At 71.0% G+C, this 25,090-nt stretch carries 21 protein-coding genes and 1 riboswitch; of the genes, 9 read left to right on the forward strand and 12 right to left on the reverse strand.

Features of this window, described 5'->3' with window-relative positions; all coding sequences use genetic code 11:
• Positions 1 to 49 precede the first annotated feature (49 nt).
• A complete protein-coding gene (locus tag OG302_RS11900) occupies positions 50 to 856 on the forward strand; it encodes a VOC family protein (RefSeq protein ID WP_371526771.1) in 807 nt (268 codons plus the stop codon).
• A gap of 1 nt (position 857) precedes the next feature.
• Here the strand turns inward: OG302_RS11900 and OG302_RS11905 are convergent, their stop codons facing one another.
• From OG302_RS11905 to OG302_RS11920, 4 genes are read right to left on the reverse strand one after another with little or no spacing between them, the layout of a single operon-like run.
• Positions 858 to 1,517: a thymidine kinase gene (locus OG302_RS11905; RefSeq protein WP_371526772.1), complete on the reverse strand. Its 660-nt coding sequence runs from the start codon at positions 1,515 to 1,517 to the stop codon at positions 858 to 860.
• A gap of 55 nt (positions 1,518 to 1,572) precedes the next feature.
• Positions 1,573 to 2,766, reverse strand: a complete 1,194-nt coding sequence (locus OG302_RS11910) for an alkaline phosphatase family protein (protein ID WP_371526773.1) — start codon at positions 2,764 to 2,766, stop codon at positions 1,573 to 1,575.
• On the reverse strand, positions 2,766 to 3,362 hold the full coding sequence (locus tag OG302_RS11915) for a DUF5998 family protein (protein WP_361842999.1): 597 nt from the start codon (positions 3,360 to 3,362) through the stop codon (positions 2,766 to 2,768). The genes OG302_RS11910 and OG302_RS11915 overlap by 1 nt, the downstream gene beginning before the upstream one ends.
• Positions 3,363 to 3,404: 42 nt before the next feature.
• On the reverse strand, positions 3,405 to 6,254 hold the full coding sequence (locus OG302_RS11920; RefSeq protein WP_371526774.1) for a GNAT family N-acetyltransferase: 2,850 nt from the start codon (positions 6,252 to 6,254) through the stop codon (positions 3,405 to 3,407).
• Positions 6,255 to 6,486: 232 nt separating this feature from the next.
• Between OG302_RS11920 and OG302_RS11925 the strand changes: the two genes are divergently transcribed.
• Positions 6,487 to 6,768: an HPr family phosphocarrier protein gene (locus tag OG302_RS11925; protein ID WP_190085156.1), complete on the forward strand. Its 282-nt coding sequence runs from the start codon at positions 6,487 to 6,489 to the stop codon at positions 6,766 to 6,768.
• A 158-nt stretch (positions 6,769 to 6,926) separates the two neighbouring features.
• Here OG302_RS11925 and OG302_RS11930 read toward each other — a convergent pair whose 3' ends face one another.
• The 4 genes from OG302_RS11930 to OG302_RS11945 form a co-directional block, all read right to left on the reverse strand.
• Positions 6,927 to 7,619, reverse strand: a complete 693-nt coding sequence (locus tag OG302_RS11930) for a GntR family transcriptional regulator (RefSeq protein ID WP_371526775.1) — start codon at positions 7,617 to 7,619, stop codon at positions 6,927 to 6,929.
• A gap of 233 nt (positions 7,620 to 7,852) precedes the next feature.
• Positions 7,853 to 8,656: a M23 family metallopeptidase gene (locus OG302_RS11935; RefSeq protein ID WP_371526776.1), complete on the reverse strand. Its 804-nt coding sequence runs from the start codon at positions 8,654 to 8,656 to the stop codon at positions 7,853 to 7,855.
• 12 nt (positions 8,657 to 8,668) lie between these two features.
• Positions 8,669 to 8,832, reverse strand: a riboswitch (cyclic di-AMP (ydaO/yuaA leader).
• A 197-nt stretch (positions 8,833 to 9,029) separates the two neighbouring features.
• Complete coding sequence (locus tag OG302_RS11940; RefSeq protein ID WP_371526777.1) at positions 9,030 to 10,415, reverse strand: M16 family metallopeptidase; 1,386 nt, start codon at positions 10,413 to 10,415, stop codon at positions 9,030 to 9,032.
• On the reverse strand, positions 10,412 to 11,752 hold the full coding sequence (locus OG302_RS11945; RefSeq protein WP_371750100.1) for a M16 family metallopeptidase: 1,341 nt from the start codon (positions 11,750 to 11,752) through the stop codon (positions 10,412 to 10,414). Before OG302_RS11945 ends, OG302_RS11940 begins: the two co-directional genes overlap by 4 nt.
• A gap of 219 nt (positions 11,753 to 11,971) precedes the next feature.
• On the opposite strand from OG302_RS11945, the gene OG302_RS11950 reads away from it, so the two are divergent.
• A complete protein-coding gene (locus OG302_RS11950; RefSeq protein ID WP_371526778.1) occupies positions 11,972 to 14,425 on the forward strand; it encodes a DNA topoisomerase (ATP-hydrolyzing) subunit A in 2,454 nt (817 codons plus the stop codon).
• On the opposite strand, the gene OG302_RS11955 is transcribed toward OG302_RS11950, so the two are convergent.
• Positions 14,426 to 15,505, reverse strand: a complete 1,080-nt coding sequence (locus OG302_RS11955; protein WP_371526779.1) for a GTP-binding protein — start codon at positions 15,503 to 15,505, stop codon at positions 14,426 to 14,428.
• Between the two features lie 349 nt (positions 15,506 to 15,854).
• Between OG302_RS11955 and OG302_RS11960 the strand changes: the two genes are divergently transcribed.
• A complete protein-coding gene (locus OG302_RS11960) occupies positions 15,855 to 16,427 on the forward strand; it encodes a DUF6082 family protein (RefSeq protein WP_371526780.1) in 573 nt (190 codons plus the stop codon).
• 94 nt (positions 16,428 to 16,521) lie between these two features.
• Positions 16,522 to 16,758, forward strand: a complete 237-nt coding sequence (locus OG302_RS11965; RefSeq protein ID WP_371526781.1) for a hypothetical protein — start codon at positions 16,522 to 16,524, stop codon at positions 16,756 to 16,758.
• Positions 16,759 to 16,971: 213 nt separating this feature from the next.
• Here the strand turns inward: OG302_RS11965 and OG302_RS11970 are convergent, their stop codons facing one another.
• Complete coding sequence (locus tag OG302_RS11970; RefSeq protein WP_371526782.1) at positions 16,972 to 18,162, reverse strand: citrate synthase/methylcitrate synthase; 1,191 nt, start codon at positions 18,160 to 18,162, stop codon at positions 16,972 to 16,974.
• A 109-nt stretch (positions 18,163 to 18,271) separates the two neighbouring features.
• On the opposite strand from OG302_RS11970, the gene OG302_RS11975 reads away from it, so the two are divergent.
• Genes OG302_RS11975 through OG302_RS11990 form a run of 4 tightly spaced genes read left to right on the forward strand, consistent with a single transcriptional unit; the run spans position 18,272 to position 22,882 of the window.
• Complete coding sequence (locus OG302_RS11975; protein WP_371526783.1) at positions 18,272 to 19,534, forward strand: citrate synthase family protein; 1,263 nt, start codon at positions 18,272 to 18,274, stop codon at positions 19,532 to 19,534.
• 37 nt (positions 19,535 to 19,571) lie between these two features.
• Positions 19,572 to 20,519 carry a sucrase ferredoxin gene (locus OG302_RS11980; RefSeq protein ID WP_371526784.1) on the forward strand — a complete coding sequence of 316 codons (948 nt, stop codon included), beginning with the start codon at positions 19,572 to 19,574 and terminating at the stop codon, positions 20,517 to 20,519.
• A 27-nt stretch (positions 20,520 to 20,546) separates the two neighbouring features.
• Entirely contained in the window at positions 20,547 to 22,205 is a 1,659-nt protein-coding gene (locus tag OG302_RS11985; RefSeq protein WP_371526785.1) for an ATP-binding protein, read from the forward strand.
• Positions 22,202 to 22,882, forward strand: a complete 681-nt coding sequence (locus OG302_RS11990) for a response regulator (protein ID WP_371526786.1) — start codon at positions 22,202 to 22,204, stop codon at positions 22,880 to 22,882. The genes OG302_RS11985 and OG302_RS11990 overlap by 4 nt, the downstream gene beginning before the upstream one ends.
• A 60-nt stretch (positions 22,883 to 22,942) precedes the next feature.
• On the opposite strand, the gene OG302_RS11995 is transcribed toward OG302_RS11990, so the two are convergent.
• Both OG302_RS11995 and OG302_RS12000 read right to left on the reverse strand, forming a co-directional pair.
• On the reverse strand, positions 22,943 to 24,535 hold the full coding sequence (locus OG302_RS11995; RefSeq protein WP_371526787.1) for a cation acetate symporter: 1,593 nt from the start codon (positions 24,533 to 24,535) through the stop codon (positions 22,943 to 22,945).
• A complete protein-coding gene (locus tag OG302_RS12000; RefSeq protein WP_371526788.1) occupies positions 24,532 to 25,083 on the reverse strand; it encodes a DUF485 domain-containing protein in 552 nt (183 codons plus the stop codon). The genes OG302_RS11995 and OG302_RS12000 overlap by 4 nt, the downstream gene beginning before the upstream one ends.
• Positions 25,084 to 25,090 lie beyond the last annotated feature (7 nt).

Here is a 25,090-nt window from a genome sequence, read left to right on the forward strand (position 1 = left end):
CGAAAGCGGAGCCGAGCGGCCACCATGACGGGCCGAGGAGAGAGTGACGATGACGGAGGCATGGGGGTCGACGGGTCAGCGTGACGGCTTGGGGGCCGTCCGCCGCGCGCCCGGCACACCCACCTGGGTGAGCCTGATGGCGCATGGCCTGGCCGCGACCCAGGAGTTCTACGGAGCGTTGTTCGGCTGGGAGTTCCGGCCTGGCCCGGACCAGCTCGGGCCCTACGTACGGGCACTGCTCGACGGCCATGAGGTCGCCGGGATCGGACAGCTGCCGCCCGACCACCATCTGCCGATCGCCTGGACTCCGTACCTGGCGTCGGACGACGTGGACGCGACGGCCGAGGCCGTGCGGCACTGCTGCGGCACGATCGGTGTCGGCCCACTGGACGCGGGCCCGGCCGGGCGGATGGCCATCGCGGTGGACCCCGCGGGCGCGGTGTTCGGGATCTGGCAGGCGGCGGAGCATCTGGGCGCCGCCCTCGTCGGGGAGCCCGGAGCACCGGCGTGGAACGAGCTGGTCACCCACGAGACGGCAGGGGTCGTCAAGTTCTACGAGGCGGTCTTCGGATACACCGAGGAGGCGGCCGCACCGGCCGACTTCGACTACGTGACGCTCCAGGTCGACGGGCGGCCCGTGGCGTCGGTGCGCGGTGTGGGCCAGGCGCTGCCGCGGGACCGCGGCGCGCACTGGATGACGTACTTCGAAGTCGCCGACGTGGACGAGTCGGTGGAACGGGTCGTCGAACTCGGCGGCCACGTCGTGAAGCCCGCGGAGGCGGGCACGCATGGGCGGGTGGCCACGGTCGCCGACCCGGAAGGCGCCGTCTTCACGCTGGTGCGATCCGAGAACTGACTCAGACGGCGGAGGACGTGTCGACCGGCAGCACGTCGGGCGACAGGGCTCCCGCCTGCGAGGTCGCCGCCGTCATCCGGCGCCTGTGGTGACGGCGGCACAGCACCTCGTAACCCACCTCGTCCGCCGCGTGGTTGACGTCGCCGACGACGACCTGGGCGCCTTCGACGACCATCGCACCGCCTATGGTGCGGGCGTTGTGGGTGGCGCGGGCGCCGCACCAGCACAGCGCCTCGACCTGCAACACCTCGACGCGGTCGGCGAGTTCGACCAGGCGCTGCGAGCCCGGGAAGAGCTTGGAGCGGAAGTCCGTGGTGATGCCGAAGGCGAACACGTCCAGGCCCAGGTCGTCGACGACGCGCGCCAGCTGGTCGATCTGGCCGGGCGCGAGGAACTGCGCCTCGTCCGCGATCACATAGTCCGCGCGGCCGCCCTTCGAGAGGTGGTCGACGAGATGGGCGTAGAAGTCGAAGTGGTCGGCGGCCTCGATCGCGTCCGTGACGAGGCCGAGCCGCGAGGAGAGCTTGCCCTCGCCCGCGCGGTCGTCACGGGTGAAGATCATCCCCTTCAGTCCGCGGGCCGAGCGGTTGTGCTCGATCTGCAGAGCCAGGGTGCTCTTTCCGCAGTCCATCGTTCCGGAGAAGAACACCAGCTCGGGCATGGGGAGTTGCAGCCTTTCGAGACGTACGGGGGGACGGCGTGGGCCGGGAGTCCGGTCAGGAGCGCACTTCGATGAGCGGGACGAGCTGCTCGACGGCGGTCATGGAGCCGTGCATGCCGACCAGGGCGGACTCCTTCGGCTCCTTCTCGGTGGCGATGATCGCCACGTCGTCGTGGGCCGCCGCGATGACGTCGCCGAAGCGTGCGTACACCCGCTCGTCGACGGCGTCGGGCGGGCCGAACCAGCCCGCGGCGATCGCCTCGTCCCGGCTCGCGATCCAGAACTGCTCGCCGAGCACCTCGCGCCAGACGGTCAGGACGTCGTTCTCGGCGCCCGGCACCGCGTACACATGGCGCGCGCGGCCCTCGCCGCCGAGGAGGGCGACGCCGGCGCGCAGCTCCCAGTCCTCGTCGAAGTCGATGCGCGACTGCTCGTCGAAGGGGATGTCGAGCATGCCGTGGTCGGCGGTGACGTACAGGGCGCTGCGCGGCGGCAGTTGCTCGGCCAGGCGCTGGACCAGGCGGTCGACGTACATGAGCTGGCCGCGCCAGGCGTCGGAGTCGACACCGAAGCGGTGGCCCTTGCCGTCCACCTCCGCGTAGTACGTGTAGACCAGCGAACGGTCGCCCGCGCCCAGTTGCTCGGCCGCGAGGTCCATGCGGTCCTCGCCGGAGAGCTTGCCGCGGAAGCTGCCGCCGCTCAGCGCGATCTTGGTGAGCGGGGTGTTCTGGAACGTCGGGGACGACACCTGGGCGGTGTGCACGCCCGCCGCGTGGGCCTGCTGGAAGACGGTGGGGTACGGCTGCCACTTGCGCGGGTCCGTCCACGGGTTCCAGCGGAGCTGGTTCATCAGCTCGCCGGTGGCCGGGTTGCGGACCGTATAGCCGGGCAGGCCGTGCGAGGCGGGCGGCAGGCCCGTGCCGACCGAGGCCAGGGAGGTCGCGGTGGTCGCGGGGAAGCCCGAGGTGATCGGGCGTCCCGTGCCGCCCCGGGACGAGCCGATGAGCGAGGTCAGGAAAGGCGCCTCGTCCGGGTGGGCCCGGAGCTGCTCCCAGCCCAGGCCGTCGATCAGGAAGACGCAGTTCCGGTCGGCCGGCGCGAGTTCCGGGATGACGGGCGCGAAGCCCTCGACGCCCTGGTGGGCGACGAGCGTGGGCAGCAGGTCGGCGAGCGAGCCGACGCCGTACTCGGGCAGGGGTGCGGAGTCGAGGGAGAGCGGCTGCACGTCGTCCCAGGCGGGCAGGGACATCAGCGGGCGGTGTCCGCGGTCGCCTCGGACAGTGCCTGCGCGAAGGCCAGGGTCTGGCGCACGGTGTCCGGGCCGTCGCCCGCCTCGCTGACGCGGAGGCTGAGGTCGTCGGCGGTGGAGCTGCCGGTGTACCCGTGGTCCGCCTCGCAGTTGGGGTCGCCGCAGGCGGCGGGCTCCAGGTCGATGCGTGACACGGCGCCCCAGCCGATGGTCAGGACGACCTCACGGGGCAGCGAGCCCGGCACGTACTTCTCGGGGTTGGCGACGACGCGGCTGACGACCACGGACGAGATCCGGCCGATTTTCACGGACTCCGTGGAGGTCGTCGCGTACGGCGTCGGGGAGGTACTGTCCGCCGCCTGCTCGTCCGTGTGGCTGACGATGAAGCGGGTGCCGGTCAGGACGAGGACCGTCACGTGCCGGCGCACTTCGTTCGCGTCGAACGTGGTCTCCTGGTGGACCAGGTACGACCCGATGGGCTCGCCGCCGATCGCGGCCTCCACCGCCTCGGCCACGAGGGCCGGGTAGTAGCCGCTGCGCTCGATCGCCGCGCGCAGCCCCTGGGTCGTCGTACCGGTCTTTGCCATGCCGTCCATCCTACGACCCGGCGGAGGGGGCGCGGTGCCCCACTGGCCGCCTCAGTACCCGGGCAGGGCCCGCGGGCCGAGGTCGCTGCGGGCCGGCGGGGGCGCGAGCCGCACGGAGGCACCGAGCACGGAGAGGCCGCGCTGGGCGACGACCACGGGCTCCAGGGACACCGCGACCACCTCGGGGTGATCGTCCACGAGGCGCGAGACCCGCTGGAGCAGCTCCTCCAGGGCCGGGGTGTCGACCGGCGCCGAACCGCGCCAGCCGAAGAGGAGCGGAGCGGTCCGGATGGACCTGACCAGGGAACCCGCGTCGCGCTCGGTGACCGGGACGAGACGGTGCCCGGTGTCGCCGAGCAGCTCGGAGGCGGCTCCCGCGAGCCCGAACGAGAGCACCGCTCCGGCCGCCGGGTCGATGACCGCGCGGACGACGGTGTCGACGCCGCGGGGTGCCATCGCCTGCACGACGGGTCGCAGCTCCGCGGGCTTGCCGAAGGTGTCGGTCAATTCGACGTAGGCGCGGCGCAATTGTTCTTCGTCGGCCAGGTCGAGGCGCACACCGCCGAGATCGGCGCGGTGGCGCAGGTGCGGGGCCGTGGTCTTCAGGGCCACGGGATAGCCGAGCGCGCGGGCCGCCGCCACGGCCGCGTCCGGGTCTGGCGCGGGCAGGGCATCCCGTACGTCGATGCCGTACCGCCCGAGCAGTTCGCGGGCGTCGTCCTGGGCGAGGGTGGCGCCGCGCGGGTCGTCCTGCTCGGCGAGGAGCTCGTCGATCCGCCGGGCGGTGCCGCTCTCGTCGATGTCCTCGTACTCATGAACCTTGCCGGGCTCCTTGGCCTCGCGCCGCCACTGGGCGTACTTCACGGCCTCGGCGAGCGCCCGGACGGCGCGTTCGGCGGCGGGGTAGGCGGGGATGACAGTGCGGTCGTCCTCCGTCGTCACGGTGCGGTCGTCCGCCTCCGCTGTGGGCAGGCGTTCCGCAGGGGGGGACTGCTCGGCAAAGCCTCCGCTGCCGGGTGCCGGAACGGGGGCGTCAGGGCGAGTACGGGTGGCGGCGGCCAAGGCTTCGGCGAGGCCGCCGAGCTCCACGTGGACGACGGCCACGGGCTTGGCGGGGCAGCCGGCAGCCGCGGCCCGCAGCTCGGTGGCGAGCACCTCGCCTTCGGGTGACGCCGTGGCCCCGTCCTCGCCCACCCAGGGGATGGCGGTGACGATCACCGAGTCGCAGGCATCGTCCGACAAGGCCTCGGCGAGCGCCGCACGGAAGTCCGCCGGGGTCGCCGCCGTGGTGAGGTCCCGCGGAGGGAGGGGCCGAAGCCCGTCGGCGACGCACGCGTCGTACGTGAGAAGGCCGAGCGACTCGGAGTTCCCGAGAATCGCCACCCGCGGCCCGGAGGGCAGCGGCTGCCCGGCGAGGAGCAGTCCCGCGTCCACCATCTCGGTGACGGTGTCGACCCGGATGACCCCCGCCTGGCGGAGCAGCGCCGACACCGTGGCGTGCGGCAGCCGCGTGGCCTGCACCGCGTGCCCCGTTGGCGCGATCCCGCTGTGCCGCGCGCCCTGCACCACGACCAGCGGCTTCGCCGTCGCCGCGCGCCGGGCGAGCCGGGTGAACTTGCGCGGGTTGCCGATGGATTCGAGGTACATCAGGGCGACATCGGTGTCGGGGTCCTCGTACCAGTACTGAAGGACGTCGTTGCCGGACACGTCCGCGCGGTTGCCCGCGCTCACGAAGGTCGACAGGCCCGCGCCACGCCGGTGGAGTCCGGAGAGCAGCGCGATGCCGATCGCGCCGGACTGGGTGAAGAGGCCGATCCTGCCGCGCTCGGGGGGATGCGGGGCCAGCGAGGCGTTGAGCCGTACCTCCGGTGAGGTGTTGATGACCCCAAAGGCGTTCGGGCCGAGGATGCGCGTTCCGTACGACCGCGCCTGGCGCACCAGTTCGCGCTGCCGCTCCCGCCCCTCGGGGCCGCTCTCCGCGTACCCGGCGGAGATCACGACGAGCCCGAGCACCCCGCGCTCACCGCACTCGTCGACGGCTTGCGGCACCCGCTCGGCGGGCACGGTGACGACGGCGAGCTCGACGGTCTCCTCGATGTCGCGCACGGAGCGGTACGCGGGCACCCCGTCGATCTCGCCACCCTCCTCGAACGCGCTGTTCACCGCGTACAGCCGCCCGGTGAAGCCCGCCTCGCGAAGGTTCCGGAGCACGCTGCGCCCCACTCCCCCGGGCGTGCGTCCGACGCCGATCACGGCGACCGACTTCGGCGTGAGCAGCCGCTGCACCGACCGCGCCTCGGCCCGCTGCTCACGCGCGCGCTGCACGGCGAGCGAGCGGTCGGTGGGCTCCAGATCGAATTCGAGACGTACGACGCCGTCCTCGAAGCTGCGCTTCTGCTGGTAGCCCGCATCCGTGAACACCTTGATCATCTTGGTGTTCGCGGGCAGCACCTCGGCGGCGAAGCGGCGGATGCCGCGCTCCCTGGCGACGGCGGCGATGTGTTCGAGGAGGGTGGAGGCGACGCCCCTGCCCTGGTGGGCGTCCTGCACGAGGAAGGCGACCTCGGCCTCGTCGGCGGGCGCGCTCGCGGACATGCCGCGCGAGTCGATGCGGTCGAAGCGCACGGTGGCGATGAACTCGCCGCCCACGGTGGCCGCGAGGCCCACCCGGTCCACCTGGTCGTGATGGGTGAAGCGGTGCACGTCCTTGGCGGACAGGCGGGGGTAGGGGGCGAAGAAGCGGTAGTACTTCGACTCGTCCGAGACCTGTTCATAGAAGCTGACCAGGCGGTCCGCGTCCTCGGCCGTGATCGGCCTGATCCGTGCGGTGCCTCCGTCACGCAGGACGACATCGGCTTCCCAGTGGGAGGGGTATGCGTGCCGGTCCGACGGGGTCTGCATGGGCCCAGGGTACGGGTCGCGGGGGCGCGTCGGCCGGGGCACGCTAGGAGACGTCGAAGGGCGGGACGAGGACCCGAGGCGGGAGGACGTACGGTCGACGGAGCAGGGACCTACGGCCGCCGCCGTACGGACCACCGGTCGGCGCCGTACGGACCATCGGCCGGCGGAGCACTCGTGGCGGCATGAGACACTGGTCTAGACAAGTGTGAGACACCTGGAAGGGCAGCAACACATGGCTGAGCGCCGCGTCAACGTCGGCTGGGCCGAGGGCCTTCACGCCCGACCCGCCTCCATCTTCGTCCGCGCGGCCACCGCCGCCGGCGTCCCCGTGACGATCGCCAAGGCTGACGGCAACCCCGTGAACGCCGCCTCCATGCTCGCGGTGCTCGGTCTGGGCGCGCAGGGCGGCGAGGAGATCGTGCTCGCCTCCGACGCCGAGGGCGCGGACGCCGCTCTCGACCGTCTGGCGAAGCTGGTCGCGGACGGCCTCGAGGAACTCCCCGAGACCGTCTAGTAAAGACTGGTACTCATACGCCGAAGGGCCCGCCCCAAATAGGGGCGGGCCCTTCGGCGTTTCTGGTTCCGCTTGCCGGATATCAGTCGTCGACATTGAATTCGGGCAGCAGAAATAATCCCCCGCCGAATAACTCTTCTTTGTATACGGCGCCTCTGTTAATGCCGCAGGCCCACTGCGTTTACGGGATGTTGCGAACCCCTCACACCGGGGATGCCGCGGCCCTGCACGAAGCGCGGCCGGTGCGCGGAGGTGGTCCGTTCCGTGTGCTGCGCGGTGAGCGCGCGGGCCCGCTCCGCGTCGCCGCGCGCCACCGCGTCGACGATCGCGGCATGCTCGGCCCAGGCCTCGGCGGGCGCCGCCGACGTCTCCACCACGTACATCCAGGCGATCTTGTGCCGGAGCTGGGTGAGCAGTGCCGTGAGGCCCGGACTGCCGCCTGCCTGGGCGAGCGTCTCGTGGAACCAGCCGCCGAGTGAGCGCAGATCCTCGCTCCGGCCGTGCCGCGACCGCTCCTGGCCGAGCCTGACAAGGCCGCGCAGGACCTTCAGGTGCGCCTCCGTGCGGCGCTGTGCGGCGCGGGCGGCGCCCAGCGGCTCCAGGAGCGCGCGGATCTCCAGGAGGTCGGCGGCCTCCTCCTCGGTCGGTTCCGCCACGCACGCGCCCGCGTGCCTGCGCGTGACGACGAAGCCCTCGGCCTCCAGGGTGCGCAGGGCCTCGCGCACGGGGACGCGGGAGACTCCGTAGCGGCGCGCGAGCAGTTCCTCGGTGAGCCGGCCGCCCCGTTCGTAGACACCGGAGACGATGTCGTCCCGGATGGCCGTGCATACCGAGTGCGCGGGAATGCGCATGACTGACCTCCGCCTTAATCCCCGCGAAACGCGGTCGATCGACGCCTGTTCTGTGACTCTATTGCAGAGCCGCCGAATTTCCGACGGTCGGCCGAAATCCAGGGATACTTTTGGCCAAAGGCGATAGGGGCACGAGGAACGCGGAACGGCGAAAGCCCCGGCTCTCGACGAGCCGGGGCTTTCGGTGAATCAGGTGCGCTTCGCGCGACCGCCGGGGATCAGACGTCCGGGAATCAGACGTTGACGCCGTGCGAGCGGAGGTACGAGATCGGGTCGATGTCCGTGCCGTACTCCTCGCCGGTGCGGGCCTCGAAGTGGAGGTGCGGGCCGCTGGAGTTGCCCGTGGAGCCGGAGAGGCCGATCTGCTGGCCCGGCGTGACCGCCTGACCGACCGTGACACCGAGGGACGACATGTGGCCGTACTGGGTGTACGTGCCGTCGTTCATCTTGATGACCACGTTGTTGCCGTAGGCGCCGCCCCAGCCGGCCTCGACGACGGTGCCGGAACCGACCGCGTGGACCGAGGTACCGGACGCGGCGTGGAAGTCGATGCCGGTGTGGCTGCCGGAGGACCACATGGCGCCGCCGGTCTGGTAGCCCGTGGAGACGTACGAGCCGCTGACCGGGGCCACGTAGGTGTTCAGGCGCTTGCGCTCGGCCTCGCGAGCGGCACGCTCCTTGGCCTCGCGCTCCTTCTTGGCCTTGGCCTTCGCCTCGGCCTCGGCCTTGCGCTTCGCCTCTTCGGCCTTCTTCTTGGCGGCCTCTTCGGCCTTCTTGGCGGCTGCGGCGTCGTCGGCGGCCTGCTGCTGGGCAGCGGCCTGCGCGTCGATGCTCTGGGCGAGCGAGTCGCCCACGGAGATGGCCTGGGTGAGGCCGGTGTGCTCAAGGGCCGCAGCGTCGTCGGCGGCGAGCGCCGGAGCGGCCAGGCCTCCGATGACACCGGTGGTGGTGAGGGCTGCGACGCCCGCCACGTTCGCGGTCGTACGCGTGAGGCGGCTCGGGCGACGGTGCTTCCCGGTGGCACGGGTGAACGCCATGAAGCGGCTGATCCTTTCCTTCCTTCTCGCCTACCGGGTTAGCTGACGGGTTCGGAGCAGGAAGGTCTCCTACGAGTCCCTCACCTGACGGCAAGGTTCCCGATTCACCCCAAGGGGACATGTGGGTCCCCGGCTCCCCTGGCTCGCGCCGTACGGGGACTCGGCGATGACTGTCCGGTGCCGCGGGTGCGGCGTACTGCATGACGAACAGCCGGGATGACGCTAAGCGGGCCATCTTTCAAACGACAAACGGATCAGTGTTTTTGTAGCGCACGCCACAGGGCAGACACGTAACCTCCATAGCAATTCGGACATATGAGGACCCCAGTAGCCAATTCCCGCCACTGGGGTCCCGACATGTCCTGACTGCCACTCAGCCGGTGACCACACTCACTTCACCGATGCCGAGCGCCCTGACGGGCTCCTCGATCCGCGCGGCGTCACCGACGAGCACCGTCACCAGGCGGTCCACCGGGAAGGCGCTCACGACGGCAGCAGTGGCCTCCACGGTGCCGGTGGCGGCCAACTGGCGGTACAGCTGAGCCTGGAAGTCGTCCGGCAGGTGCTGCTCGACCTGGTCGGCGAGGGTGGCCGCGACGGACGCCGCCATCTCGTACTTGAGCGGGGCGACGCCCACCAGGTTCTGCACGGCGACGTCGCGCTCGGCGTCCGTGAGGCCCTCGGCGGCGAGCGTACGCAGCACCTTCCACAGGTCGTCGAGCGCCGGGCCCGTGGACTCGGTGTCCACGGAGCCGCTGATGGCGAGCATCGCGGCGCCGCTTCCGTCCGGCGTGGAACGCAGGACCTGGGCGAACGACCGTACGCCGTAGGTGTATCCCTTCTCCTCGCGCAGGACGCGGTCCAGGCGCGAGGTGAGGGTGCCGCCCAGGCAGTACGTGCCGAGCACCTGTGCGGGCCAGACGCGGTCGTGCCGGTCCGGTCCCACGCGTCCGATGAGCAGCTGCGTCTGCACGGCTCCGGGGCGGTCCACGATGACGACACGCCCGGTGTCGTCCGCGGTCACCGGAGGCACCGGACGCGGTTCGGCGGTGCCGCCCGTCCAGGCGCCGACGGTGTCGGCGAGGACGGCGTCCAGGTCGACGCCGGTCAGGTCGCCCACGATGACGGCCGTCGCCGTGGCGGGACGCACGTGCTTCTCGTAGAAGGTGCGCACCGCCGCCGAGTCGATGGCCGTGACCGTCTCCTCCGTGCCCTGGCGGGGGCGCGACATGCGGGCGGTCGCCGGGAAGAGCTGCCGGGAGAGCTCCTTGGCGGCGCGCCGCCCCGGGTTGGCGGCCTCGTGCGGGATCTCGTCCAGGCGGTTGCGCACGAGGCGTTCGATCTCGCTGTCCGCGAAGGCGGGGGCGCGCAGGGCGTCGGAGAGCAGGCCCATCGCCTTGGGGAGGCGGGAGACCGGGACTTCGAGGGAGACGCGGACGCCGGGGTGGTCGGCGTGCGCGTCCATGGTGGCGCCGCAGCGGTCGAGTTCGGCGGCGAAGTCCTCGGCGGAGTGCTTGTCGGTGCCTTCGTTGAAGGCCCTCGCCATGATCGTGGCGACGCCGTCGAGGCCCTCGGGCTCGGCGTCCAGCGGTGCCTCGAGGTGGATCTCCACCGCGACGACCTGCTGGCCGGGGCGGTGGCAGCGCAGCACGGTGAGGCCGTTGTCCAGGGTGGCGCGCTCGGGCGCGGGGAAGGCCCACGGCCGTGCGGTGCCCGCCTGGGGCTGCGGGTGGAACTGCATCGTTGCGGCCTCGCTCACTTCGCGGCCTCCTCTTCGTCCTCGTCGGTGGCTTCGGCGGGCGCGATGGGCTCGTACACGAGCACCGCGCGGTTGTCCGGGCGCAGCCGGGCCGCCGCGGCCGCCCTGACCTCTTCCGCGGTGACGTCGAGGACGCGCCCGACGGCGGTGAGGGCGAGCTGCGGGTCGCCGAACAGGACGGCGTACCGGCACAGTTCGTCCGCGCGGCCCGACACCGTGGAGAGCCGGTCCAGCCACTCGCGCTCCAGCTGTGCCTGGGCGCGCTCCATCTCCTCTTCGGTGGGGCCCTCTTCCGCGAAGCGGGCGAGCTCCTCGTCGACGGCGGCCTCGATGACGGGGACCTCGACGTCACCGGACGTCTTCACGTCGAGCCAGCCGAGCGAGGGGGCTCCGGCGAGCCGCAGCAGGCCGAACCCGGCCGCCACGGCGGTGCGGTCGCGGCGCACGAGGCGGTTGTAGAGCCGGGAGGACTCGCCGCTGCCGAGGACCGTGAGCGCCAGGTCGGCGGCGTCGCACGCGCGCGTGCCGTCCTCCGGGAGGCGGTAGGCGGCCATCAGGGCGCGGGCCGGGACCTCCTCCTCGATGACCTCGCGCAGCTCCTTGCCGATCGTGTCGGGCAGCGATCCGTCGCGCGGCGGCTGCTTGCCGTCGTGCGAGGGGATGGATCCGAAGTACTTCTCGACCCAGGCGAGGGTCTCCTGCGGGTCGATGTCGCCGACGATCGAAAGGACAGCGTTGTTGGGCGCGTAGTACGTGCGGAAGAACGCCCGCGCGTCCTCCAAGGTCGCCGCGTCCAGGTCGGCCATGGAGCCGATCGGGGTGTGGTGGTAAGGGTGGCCCTCGGGGTACGAGAGGGCGGTCAGCTTCTCGAAGGCCGTGCCGTACGGAACGTTGTCGTAGCGCTGGCGGCGCTCGTTCTTGACGACGTCGCGCTGGTTCTCCATGGATTCTTCGTCGAGCGCGGAGAGCAGCGAGCCCATGCGGTCGGCTTCCAGCCACAGGGCCAGCTCGAGCTGGTGTGTGGGCATGGTCTCGAAGTAGTTGGTGCGCTCGAAGCTCGTGGTGCCGTTGAGCGACCCGCCCGCTCCCTGCACCAGCTCGAAGTGCCCGTTGCCGTGCACCTGCTTCGAACCCTGGAACATGAGGTGCTCGAAGAGGTGCGCGAGGCCCGTACGGCCCTTCACCTCGTGCCGTGAGCCGACGTCGTACCAGAGGCAGACCGCGGCGACCGGGGTCAGGTGGTCCTCGGAGAGCACCACGCGCAGGCCGTTGGCCAGCCGGTGCTCGGTCGCTGTCAGGCCGCCGGAACCGGCCTCGGCTGTGGCCGTGTGACCCATGGGCATGTACGTCCCTTCGATCGCGAAAAGCTGGAAATTCTGCCAGTCCTGACACTGTATGCAAGCGTGCGGACAACCTGTGAAGTTCCCGCTCCGCGCTCGGCGTAGCCGGCCCCGAAGTCCGGGTCGTGGTCGGCGTTGTCAGTGGGACAGTCCACAATGGTCGGCGTCAGATCCCGTTGATGCCCTGGCAGACACATTGAAGGAGCCGCAGCAGCGATGGCCCGCCGCAGCACGAAGACCCCGCCGCCCGATGACTCGTTCGAGGAGAAGATCCTCGACATCGACGTCGTCGACGAGATGCAGGGCTCCTTCCTCGAGTACGCGTATTCGGTCATCTACTCGCGCGCCCTGCCGGACGCCCGCGACGGCATGAAGCCGGTGCACCGGCGCATCGTCTACCAGATGAACGAGATGGGCCTGCGCCCCGACCGCGGCTATGTGAAGTGCGCCCGCGTCGTCGGCGAGGTCATGGGTAAGTTGCACCCGCACGGCGACGCGTCGATCTACGACGCCCTGGTGCGCATGGCCCAGCCCTTCTCCATGCGCCTGCCGCTGGTGGACGGCCACGGAAACTTCGGCTCGCTCGGCAACGACGACCCGCCGGCCGCCATGCGGTACACCGAGTGCAAGATGGCCGACGCCACGTCCCTGATGACGGAGTCGATCGAAGAGAACACGGTCGACTTCGAGTCGAACTACGACGGCCAGGAGCAGGAGCCGGTCACCCTTCCGGCGGCCTACCCGAACCTTCTGGTGAACGGCTCGTCCGGCATCGCCGTCGGCATGGCGACGAACATGCCGCCGCACAACCTCGGCGAGGTCATCGCCGCCGCCCGCCACCTGATCAAGCACCCCGGGGCCGACCTGGAGACGCTGATGCGTTTCGTGCCGGGCCCTGACCTGCCCACGGGTGGCCGCATCGTCGGCCTGACCGGGGTCAAGGACGCGTACGAATCGGGGCGTGGCACCTTCAAGATCCGCGCGACGGTGGCCGTCGAGAACGTGACCGCGCGCCGCAAGGGCCTGGTCGTCACCGAACTGCCCTTCTCCGTGGGCCCCGAGAAGGTCATCTCCAAGATCAAGGACCTGGTCGGCTCGAAGAAGCTCCAGGGCATCGCCGACGTCAAGGACCTCACGGACCGCTCGCACGGCCTGCGCCTGGTCATCGAGATCAAGAACGGCTTCGTCCCGGAGGCCGTCCTGGAGCAGCTCTACAAACTGACGCCGATGGAGGAGTCCTTCGGCATCAACAACGTGGCCCTGGTGGACGGCCAGCCGCTCACCCTCGGCCTCAAGGAACTCCTTGAGGTCTATCTCGACCACCGCTTCACCGTCGTGCGCCGCCGCAGCGAGTTCCGTCGCAGCAAGAAGCAGGCGCGGCTGCACCTGGTGGAGGGCCTCCTCGTCGCCCTCCTGGACATCGACGAGGTCATCCGCCTCATCCGCTCCAGCGACAACTCCGCACAGGCCAAGGAGCGCCTGATGGAGCGCTTCTCGCTGAGCGAGATCCAGACGCAGTACATCCTCGACACGCCGCTGCGCCGCCTCACCAAGTTCGACCGCATCGAGCTGGAGTCGGAGCGCGACAAGCTCAACGCCGAGATCGAGGAGCTGACCCGGATCCTGGAGTCGGACGCCGAGCTGCGCAAGCTGGTCTCCGCCGAACTGGCCGCCGTGGCCAAGAAGTTCGGCACGGATCGGCGCACGGTGCTCCTGGAGTCGTCGGGCACCCCGGCGCCCACGGTGTCGCTGCAGGTGGCGGACGACCCGTGTCGCGTGCTCCTCTCCTCGACCGGCCTCCTCGCCCGTACGGCGAACGGCGAGCCGTTCGCCGAGAGCGACACCAAGCGCGTCAAGCACGACGTGATCATCTCCGCCGTGCCCGCGACCGCGCGGGGCGAGGTGGGCGCGGTGACGTCCGGGGGACGGCTCCTCCGCCTCTCCGTGGTGGACCTGCCGCAGCTCCCGGAGACGCATGCGGCACCGAACCTCTCCGGAGGCGCGCCGGTCTCGGAGCTGCTCTCCCTGGAGGCGGACGAGAAGCTGATCTGCCTGATGACCCTGGACGAGTCCTCACCGGGCCTCGCGCTCGGCACCGAGCAGGGCGTGGTCAAGCGCGTGGTCCCGGACTATCCCTCGAACAAGGAAGAGCTGGAGGTCATCACCCTCAAGGACGGTGACCGGATCGTCGGCGCGGCCGAGCTGCGCACGGGCGAGGAGGACCTGGTCTTCATCACGGACGACGCCCAGCTCCTCCGGTACCAGGCCTCGCAGGTCCGCCCGCAGGGCCGTCCCGCGGGCGGCATGACGGGCATCAAGCTCGCGGACGGCGTCAAGGTCATCTCCTTCGTGGCGGTGGACCCGGCCGTGGACGCCGTGGTCTTCACGGTGGCGGGTTCGCGCGGCACGCTCGACGACTCGGTGCAGACGACGGCCAAGGTGACGCCGTTCGACCAGTACCCCCGCAAGGGCCGGGCCACGGGCGGCGTACGCGTCCAGCGCTTCCTAAAGGGCGAGGACTGCCTGAGCTTCGCGTGGGCGGGCCCGACGCCACCGCTCGCGGCCCAGCGCAGCGGCCTGCCGGCGGAGCTGCCGGAGATCGACCCGCGCCGCGACGGCTCGGGCGTCTCCCTGTCGAAGCCGGTGGCGGCGGTGGCGGGCCCGGCGTAGTCAGTCGCGCCGCGGTTCCTGGACCCCCTGCGGCTCCTGGACCTCCTGCACATACCGAAGTACGCCCCACATGCTGTGCTCATCGGCACCGGCCTGTGGGGCGTACGCGCGCGAGGCCTCCAGTTCCTTCTCCAGGCCCGGTACGTCGATGCCGGACCCGATGAGGACGAGCTGGGTGAGGCGGGGCTCGCCCGCTGCCCACGGCTCGGGGTAGAAGCGCAGAAAACGCCCCACGGCGTGCACGGCGTACTTGTTGCGCGGGTCTTCGGCGCCGAAATCGACGTACCCCTTGATGCGGTAGAGCCCCTCGGGCCGACTGTCGAGCAGGGCCATGAACGGGCGGGGAGCCATGGGCACTTCGGAGGAGAAGGAGAGGCTTTCGTAGGCGGAGTGCAGATGGCCGTGGTGCCCGTCCTCGGGCTCATGCTGATGCAGGTCGTCGAAGGACAACTGCCCCACGCGCTCCCCCACGGGCTTCCGGTCGAGAAGCAGCTCGACGTCGACGCGCCCGTAGGAGGCGGGGACCACGGCCGCACGATCGGTGAACCCGCGGACAAGGCCGAGGATCCGCTCCCGCTCCGCCTCGGGGACGCGATCGACCTTGTTGACGACAACAAGATCGGCGATCCCCAGGTGCCGGTCGACCTCGGGATGCCGCTCACGCGTGGCGTCGAACTCGACGGCGTCGACGACCTCGACGAGCCCCCCGTACACGATGTGCGGGTTCTCGCTGGCCAGGACCATCTTCACGAGCTCCTGCGGCTCGGCGAGCCCGCTGGCCTCGACGACGATGACGTCGATACGGGCGGCGGGCCGGGCGAGCCGCTCCAGGTACTCGTCGAGCTCACTGGCGTCCACGGCACAGCAGAGACATCCATTGCCGAGCGAGACGGTGGAGTCACCGAGCTGCCCGGCGACGGCCATGGCGTCGATCTCGATGGACCCGAAGTCATTGACGATCGCCCCGATCCGGCTCCCGCCGCTGCGGTGCAGCAGATGATTGAGCAAGGTCGTCTTGCCCGAACCGAGGAAGCCTGTGAGGACGACGACCGGGATCTGCCGGGCGCTCGGCTGAGTCAACGTGCGACCCCTTTCACACTGACGCGTGCACCGGCGCGGGCACCGGCTCTCGTACGACGAATGGCTGCCGCCCCAGGATACGAGCGCGTAGAAACCCCGCGAAGTGAACGATTGTTAGCGGCGCAGGCGGGGCACACATCTGGCACGGCGCCGGGACATGCGACCACAGCTGCCTTCCGTGCGCCTCCTCTCCGCCTCCCTGCCGATCAGAGCCGCTCGGCATCCTGGAAGGCGGCAAGCGCGCCGCCCATCGCTCGCCGGTCCTCACCCTGTCGACCCGCACCGACGACCGGCGGGCGGTCGCTGATCCGGGGGAGACATGGCCACACAGGTTTTTGGAATACGAGCAATGGGTTCCGCCGTCGGGGCAGGCCTCGCCTTCGCGTTCGGCGCCTTCGCCCTGCTCGCCGCACAACAGCGCCGGTACACCGAACTCCGGCTGCAGGTCGACAAGGCCGAGCAGGCGGACCGGCGCCGCACCATGATGGCGGAACAGCACGAACTGCAGCTCTACCTGCTGCGGAAAGCAATCGACGATCCGGACCTGGCTGCCGTGTTCAGCATCGCCGAGGCGGAGTCTCCCGCTCAGCAGCGGCAGTTCCTCTTCGCCAACGCGCTCTATACGAACGCCCTGCTGGCCTACCGCGTCGGCGTGGTCAATTGGGAGGAGCTGCACGGGCACGTTCGCGTGATGTGCGCGAACCCGATCTTCCGCCAGTACTGGCAGGCGACACGTCATCAGCGTGCCAGTCTCCAGGACTCGTCGGACGAGGCCCGGGTGGGATACATGACGGACATCCTCATCCGCGAGCTGGAGGAGTCCGAGTCCGACGAGTGGTGGGTGGTGGGGGAACCTCCGTCCGAGGACCAACCGCCGCACCAGGGCAAGCCGCCATCCGAGGGTCAACCACCTACCACTTAGGGGCAAGTTGGTCGAGGCGCGCACAGTACTGGGATAACGGGAGGCTACCCTTACCCCGCTCTTACCGTCTTTAATCCTAAGGAGCGGGATCCTCTTGAAGATCGTGCGCCGCATCGGTGCGTCTCCACGCGAACGTGGCAGTCTCACCGGCGACACCTGCCCCGATATTTTCGAGCTCAGCGACGGCAACTTCGCCGTCATCGGGACAGAGGCCACAGCATCTCTCGACAGCGAGCTGCCCTCTGACGCCGCTCGCGCCGACCACGAACGCATCGTGATCATCAGCAGGGAGACGCTCATCCGCGCAAAAGCGGACATCCCCAGCATCTGAGGCTGGGGCGCAGTGCTGAGACAGGCAGGCACCCGCCTTCGCCTGTCCGTCGAGGCCGGGGCCCCGGTCACCCCGTTGAGACCCGCCTCCGGAAAGCACGGCCCGCCCTCCGCGGACAAGGGGCCTCACCCGTCCCCCTTTACGCCCACATTCACCACGTGAGGTCCGGCGCCTGATCGGCACCGGACCTCACGTGTGTCTCAGCTGTGTGTCTCAGCGCAATGACGGCACCGGCACCGGTGGGACGGGCGCCGGCGGGACAGGCCCCACATAGCGCGCCGCAGGCCGGATGATCTTCGAGTCCTCCGCCTGCTCCAGGATGTTGGCCCCCCAGCCCACCACCCTCGCCGCCGCGAACGTGGGTGTGAACATCTCGCGCGGCAGGCCGCACAGTTCCATGACGACGCCCGCGTAGAACTCCACGTTGGTGTGCAGCTCGCGCCCCGGCTTCAGTTCGGCGAGGATCGCCTCGACCTGGCGCTCGACCTCGACCGCGAACTCCACCATCCGCCCGCCGAATTGCTGCGCGATGCCTCGCAGCATGCGCGAACGCGGGTCCTCCGTGCGGTAGACGGGATGACCGAAGCCCATGATCCGGTCCCCCGCGAGCACCCGCTCGCGGATCCATCCGTCGATGCGGTCGGGCGTACCGATGGCGTCGAGCGTGTCGAGCGCACGGCTCGGCGCCCCACCGTGCAGCGGACCCGACAGCGCGCCCACGGCCCCCACCAGACAGGCCGCGACGTCCGCGCCGGTCGAGGTGATCACCCTGGCCGTGAACGTGGATGCGTTGAATCCATGGTCGATGGTTGAGATGAGGTACTGCTCGATCGCCCTCGCACGGTCCGGGTCCGGCTCCGAACCCGTCAGCATGTAGAGGTAGTTGGCCGCGTACGAAAGGTCGTCGCGCGGCTCGACGGGGTCGAGCCCCTGTCCCAGCCGGTACAGCGCCGTGAGCAGCGTCGGCACTACGGCGGACGCGGCGAGGGCATCGGCGCGGCGCCGGTCGGCGTCGATGTCGTACACCGGGCGGAAGCCCTTCGCCGCGCCGAAGAGCGACAGGGCCGTACGCAGCCCGGAGAGCGGCCCCGACAGGGCGCTGGCGCGGGCTATGGCGGGCAGCGCGGCGCGCACCTCGTCCGGGAGCCTGCGCAGGGCCGCGGTCCGTGCGGCGAAGGCGGTGCGCTGCCCCGCGTCCGGGAGCTCGCCGTGGAACATCAGATGCCATATGTCCTCGAAGCCGCGGGTCTGCGCGAGCTCGACGGCCGAGTACTGGCGGTAGTGGTAGAAGCCCTCGTATCCCCTGACGTCCCCGAGCCGGGTCTCGGTCACGACGACGCCCGCGAGCCCGCGGGGAACCTCCACGGGGCCGGTGGGGGTGGTGGTGGAGCCATTGATCGGCATGTTCTTCCTCGACTTCCTCCCTGGACTTGATTCGACTGTCCATGCTTGACTAAATCTCTGTCAATATTGATTGAGTCAATGTCGCGTCTAGCTGGATACGGTGTCGCCCATGACGGATCAAGAGGCCACCCCGAAGGAAGGCCGGCGCCTCAGCACCCGGGAAGCCGCGGAGCTGCTCGGCGTGAAGCCGGAGACCGTGTACGCCTACGTGAGCCGCGGCCAGCTCACCAGCCGCCGCGGCCCCGGCGCCCGGGGCAGCACCTTCGACGCCAAGGAGGTCGAGTCGCTCGCCCGCAAGAACCGCCGGGAACCCGCCGCCACTGCTGCGAGCGGCGAACTCTCCGTCCGCACCCGCATCACGCTCATCGACAAGGACCGCTACTACTACCGGGGCGTCGACGCGCGGGAACTGAGCCTGGCGCACTCCTACGAAGAGGTCGCCGAGTGGCTGTGGACCGGCGTCATGCGCCCCGGAATCCGCTTCACCGCCCCCGAGGAGACCACCCGCGCCGCCCGCCGCGCCATCAACGCGCTGCCCGAGCACAGCGGCCCGACCGACCGTCTGCGGGTGGCCGCCATCTCGGCCGCGGCAGCCGACCCCCTCCGCTTCGACCTCTCCGAAGAGGCCGTCATCGGCACCGCACGCACCCTCATCCCCACCCTGGTCACGGCCCTGCCCCCGGTCAGCCGCGCCCACGAGGACGAGGGCCCCCTGGCCCACCGGCTCTGGGCACGCCTCAGCGGCCAGCAGCCCCACGACGCGTCCCTGCACGCCCTGGACACCGCGCTCGCCCTGCTCGTGGACCACGACCTCGCCGCCTCCACGCTCGCCGCCCGCGTCGCCGCCTCCGCCCGCGCCCACCCGTACGCGGCGGTGTCGGCCGGCCTCGGCGTCCTGGAGGGCCCGCTGCACGGCGCGGCGAGCGGCCTCGCGCACCGCATGCTCCTGGACGTCCTGGACCGCGGCAGCGCGGCCCCCGTGGTGGCCGACGAGCTCCGCGCGGGCCGCCGCGTCCCGGGCCTCGGCCACCGTCTCTACCCCGGCGACGACCCACGCGCGGAGGCCCTGTTCGCCCTCTTGGAGGTCATCCCCAAGGCGGGCCCCGCCCTGGCGGCGGCCCGCGACGTGGTCGCCACCACGGCCCGCCACACGGACCTGCACGCCAATGTCGACCTGGCCCTCGCCGTCCTGACCGCCTCGTCCGGGATGCCCGCCGAAGCAGGCGAGACGATCTTCGCCGTGGCGCGCACGGCCGGCTGGATCGCACACGCCCTGGAGGAGTACGGGGAACGTCCGTTGCGTATGCGCCCCAGCGGGCAGTACGTCGGGCTGCGTCCGCCCCAGCCGCTGCCCGTGCCCGACGGCGGCTGAATCACCCCGGACCCGGCCCCGGGTTAGGCTCGCCTCCGTGAGTACGTGTGCCACCGCTTCGCGGGATCTGGACGAGCCTCTCGCGGGGACCGCGGCCACCGCCAGGACCTGGCTGCTGCTGGAACAGCCCGGCCCGTGGGGCGCCAGAGCGCTCACTTCGAGCCACCTTGATCCGGAGGTCGGCCGCGCCCTGGAGGCCGCCGCCGAGGGAACGGGCGTACGCATCGCGCTCATCCGCCGCCCCGGCCGCCACGCTGACAGCCACCCTTCAGCGCGGCGCCGGGTGTACGTGGCCCACACCGCGCCCGGCAACACCTGGCTGCGCGGCGGCGTCACGGACCGGCCGGAGGAGTTGCTCGGCCTGGACTTCACCGCTCTCGGAGCGGGTGACCACGGCGGGTTCGGCACCCCGTACACAGGCGACCCGCTCGCCCTGGTCTGCACGAACGGCAAGCGTGACCGCTGCTGCGCGCTCCTGGGCAGGCCGCTCGCCGCCGCACTCGCCGCGTCCGGTGAACAAGGCGCCTGGGAAGTCACTCATCTGGTTGGTCACCGCTTCTCCCCCACACTGCTGGTCCTGCCCCACGGCTACGCATACGGCCGCTCTGGTCCGGACGCCGTCAAGGAGATCCTCGACGGCGTGCGTACGGGCCGCGTGGTGACCGAGGGCTGCCGGGGCAGTTCCGCCTGGGATCGCCCGGGGCAGGCCGCCGAGCTCGCGGTGCGCGCCGCCACCGGCGAGGACGCCGCGGGAGCCCTGAGCGTCGTCCACACGCACGGCACGGCCCCACGCTGGAACGTGACGGTGGCCCACACCGACGGACGGAACTGGTGCGTGACCGTCGCCCAGGAGGCCTCGCAGCCGCCACGGCCGGAGAGCTGCGGCGCGGCACTCGCGGCCCCGGCGCGCATGGATGTCGTGGCCGTGCGGCCGATCGCGTACGGAACCGTGCGGGAGATCCCCGCCACAGTCACTTCGGAGTAGCCCTCCGCTCGCCGTACCGTTCGCATCATGAGCCCGACCTCCCCTGCCCGACGACTCCGCCTCGGCCTGCCGCGGCGCGTCTTCTCGCAGGTCCTGCTGATGCAGCTGGCGATCGCCGCCGGGGTCGCCGTGCTCGCCACGGGGCTCTTCCTCGCGCCGCTCAGCGATCAGCTGGACGACCAGGCGATGCGCCGCGCGCTCGCCATCGCGCAGACCACGGCCGCCCAGCCGCAGATCGCCGATGACCTGCGCTCCTCGAAGCCGGCCGTCGACGGGCCCGTGCAGACGGAAGCGGAACGGATCCGGCGCGCCAGCGGCGCCGAGTACGTCGTGATCATGAACAAGGACGGCGTGCGCTGGTCCCACACCGACCACGACGAGATCGGCCGGGTCGTCTCCACCGACCCCAGCGACGCGCTCGCCGGGGACGAGGTCATGGAGATCGACGACGGCACCCTGGGCCGCTCGGCCCGCGGCAAGGTGCCGCTGCGGGACATCGACGGGGACATCGTGGGCGCCGTCTCCGTGGGCATCGAGTACGACAGCGTCCGCGCCCGGTTGATCCACGCGATCCCAGGGCTCTTCGCCTACGCGGGCGGGGCGCTCGCCGTCGGTGCCCTCGCCGCCTATCTGATCTCACGCAGGGTACAGCGGCAGACCCGTGACCTGGCCTTCTCCGATATCTCGGCCCTCCTTGCCGAACGCGAGGCCATGCTGCACAGCATCCGCGAAGGCGTGGTGGCACTGGATCGCGCCGGTCGCGTCCGACTCCTCAACGACGAGGCCCAGCGCCTCCTCGGCATCGGAACGGAAGCCATCGGGCAACCGCTCGACACCGCGCTCGGCCCGGGACGTACGACCGACGTGCTCGCCGGACGGGTCACCGGCACCGACCTCCTGACCGTGCGCGGCCAGCGCGTCCTGGTCGCCAACCGCATGCCCACGGACGACGGGGGCGCCGTCGCCACCCTGCGCGACCGCACCGAACTGGAGCAGCTGGGCCGCGAACTGGACTCCACCCGCGGCCTCATCGACGCACTGCGCGCCCAGGACCACGAACACGCCAACCGCATGCACACCCTGCTCGGCCTCCTGGAGCTGGAGATGTACGAGGAGGCGGCGGAGTTCGTCGGCGAGGTGGCGGGCGCGCACCGGGTGACCGCCGAGCAGATCACGGAGAAGATCGGCGATCCGCTGCTCGCCGCCCTCCTGGTGGGCAAGGCCACAGTCGCCGCCGAGCGCGGGGTCGCCCTCGCCGTCCCGCGCGAGACCGCGCTGCCCGACCGGCTGATCGACCCGGGCGGCCTGGTCACCATCGTCGGCAACCTCGTAGACAACGCACTCGACGCGGCGGCGGGCACGCCCCACGCGCGCGTGGAGGTCGATGTGCGCACCGAGGGGCGCGCCGTCGTCCTTCGGGTGAGCGACACGGGCCCTGGCGTACCGCCCGAGCAACGCGAGACGATCTTCATGGAGGGCTGGTCCACCAAGGAGCCTCCGGCACACGGCAAGCGCGGCATCGGGCTCGCCCTGGTCCGCAGGCTCGCCGAGCGGCAAGGGGGCAGCGCACGGGCCGACGCGTCGCCCGACGGGGGCGCCGAGTTCACCGTCGTCCTGCCCGAAGCCCTCGCCCAGGCCGAGCTGGCCCCCACGTCCGAACTGGCCCCCACGGAGGAGACACGATGATCGAGGTGCTCGTCGTGGACGACGACGTCCGGGTCGCGGACGTCAACGCCGCCTACGTGGCGAAGGTCCCCGGCTTCCGGGTGGCCGCGAAGGCCCACAGCGCGGCCGAGGCGCTGCGGCTCGTCGATGAGCTCCCCGTCGACCTGGTGCTCCTCGACCACTACCTGCCGGACGAGACGGGTCTCGCGGTGGTCCGTACGCTGCGTGAGCGCGGCCACCAGACCGACGTGATCATGGTGACCGCCGCGCGCGATGTGGCCACCGTCCAGGCCGCGATGCGCCACGGCGCCCTGCAGTACCTGGTCAAGCCGTTCTCCTACGCGGGACTTCGCGCGAAGCTCGACGCGTACGCGACCTTGCGCCGCACGCTGGACGGCGGGGGTGAGGCCGAGCAGGCCGAAGTCGACCGCATCTTCGGCGCACTGTCGGCGACTCCGGCACCGGAGCTGCCCAAAGGGCACTCCCCCACCACGGCCGAGCTGGTCCGCAGGGCCCTGATGGGCGCGGAAGGGCCGCTGTCCGCCCAGGAGCTGGCCGACCGCACCCGGTTGAGCCGCCAGACCGCCCAGCGCTATCTGAAGCTTCTGGAGCGCTCCGGCCGGGTCCGGCTCAGCCTCAAGTACGGCGACACGGGCCGCCCGGAGCACCGCTACGAATGGGCGTCGAGCGCTTCCTAGCGGAACCTCCGCGGGAGGGCTTTGCGAGACCCTCGCGGGAGGGCTTGCACACCGCGGCCCTCACACCGCTCCCGCCCCGGTGAGCGACCGCACCTCGGTCTCCGCGTGCTTGGCCTCGTCGGCGGGCTCCGCCGAGGTGACCGTGCCCAGCCATCCGGCGAGGAAGCCCAGCGGGATGGAGACGAGCCCCGGGTTCTCCAGCGGGAAGTACTGGAAGTCCACCCCGGGGAACAGGGAGCTCGGCCCTCCGGAGACGACGGGTGACAGCACGACGAGCGCCAGGGAGGGCACCAGGCCGCCGTAGACGGACCAGACCGCGCCCCGCGTGGTGAAGTTCCGCCAGAACAGCGAGTAGAGCAGCACGGGCAGATTCGCGGACGCGGCCACCGCGAAGGCGAGACCCACCAGGAACGCCACGTTGAGATCGCGGGCGAGCAGCCCCAGGCCGATCGCGACCACACCGATCCCGGCAGCCGCGAGGCGTGCCACCGCCACCTCGCTGCGCGGCTTCGCGTGCTTGCGCCGCAGCGACGCGTACAGGTCGTGGGCCACGGACGCCGAGGAGGCGAGCGTGATCCCGGCGACGACGGCGAGGATCGTGGCGAAGGCGATCGCGGCGACGACCGCAAAAAGAACCGTTCCGCCTGTGGAGTCCGCGCCGCCGCCCAGATCGAGCGCGAGCAGGGGAACTGCCGTGTTCCCCGCGGCATTCGATCCCCGTACGGCGTCGGAGCCCACGATCGCGGCGGCGCCGAAGCCGAGCACGATCGTCATCAGGTAGAAGCTGCCGATGAGACCGATGGACCAGACGACGGAGCGGCGGGCGGCCCGCGCGGTCGGCACCGTGTAGAAGCGGGAGAGGATGTGCGGCAGCCCGGCCGTGCCGAGGACGAGCGCGAGCCCGAGGCTGATGAAGTCCAGGCGCGAGGTCCAGTCACCGCCGTACTTCAGTCCGGGCGCGAGGAACTTGCTGCCGTGTCCGCTGCGGTCGGCCGCGGTCCGCAGCAAGTGGTCGAAGTCGCCGTGGAAACGCACCAGCACGAGCACGGTCAGCGCGATCGCACCGCACATCAGCAGGACCGCCTTGACGATCTGGATCCAGGTGGTGGCTCGCATCCCTCCCAACGACACATAGATGACCATGAGCGCGCCGACGCCGATGACCGTCCAGGCCTGCGCCGCCCCGCTCGTCCCGCCGAGCAACAGCGCCACCAGTGAGCCCGCCCCCACCATCTGCGCCACCAGATAGAGAACGGACACGGTCACGGAGGAAGTTCCCGCCGCGATACGCACGGGCCGCTCCCTCATCCGGGAGGCGACGACATCGGCGAGCGTGAACCGGCCGCAGTTGCGCACCAGTTCGGCCACCAGGAACAGCACGACCAGCCAGGCGACGAGGAAGCCCACCGAGTAGAGCAGCCCGTCGTACCCGAAGAGCGCGATCAGTCCGGAGATGCCGAGGAAGGAGGCGGCCGACATGTAGTCGCCCGCGATGGCGAATCCATTCTCCATGGGCGAGAAGAGCCGCCCGCCGGCATAGAACTCCTCCGCCGAGCCGTGTCGGTTCCGGCTCACCCATGTCGTGATGGCGAGCGTGACGGCCACGAACACGCCGAAGAGCAGCAGTGCGAGCGTCTGGTGGTCCGCGGTCATCGCTCACTCCCCCGGGCAGGCTCCTGCTCGCCCCGCCGGTCGTGTTCCCGTTGCGCGAGGACCCTTCTCTGGTCCTGTTCGCGCTTCTGCTCGAACACGGCCCACCGCAGATCGAGCGCCGCGTGATCCCTCCTGAGTCGGGCGTGCCGGGCATACGCCCAGGTCAGCAGGAAAGTCGTGAGGAACTGTCCGAGCCCGGCGAGCATGGCGACGTTCACGGCTCCGGCGACGGGCCGCGCCATCAGCCCCGGTGCCGTCGTCGCCGTCACCACATACGCGACGTACCAGGTGAAGAAGAGCGCCACCCCGGGGACGACGAACCGCCGGTACCGGCCGCGCACCTCCTGGAAGGCAGCACTGCGCTGGACCTCCAGATAGATGTCGGCCGCGGTCGCGAGCCGCTCCGGCGCGGCTCGGGGCGGCGCCACGGGCGCCGGCGCACCCGTGCCGTCCAACTCGCCCCAGCCGGACGCAAGCGCGTCGTACCAGGGATCCCTCGGATCACCGGTCCGCGCCTGCCCCGCATCGCGCCCGTCGTGCTTCTCCACCGAACTC

This window comes from Streptomyces sp. NBC_01283, from assembly GCF_041435335.1.
In the GTDB taxonomy this organism is placed as follows: domain Bacteria; phylum Actinomycetota; class Actinomycetes; order Streptomycetales; family Streptomycetaceae; genus Streptomyces.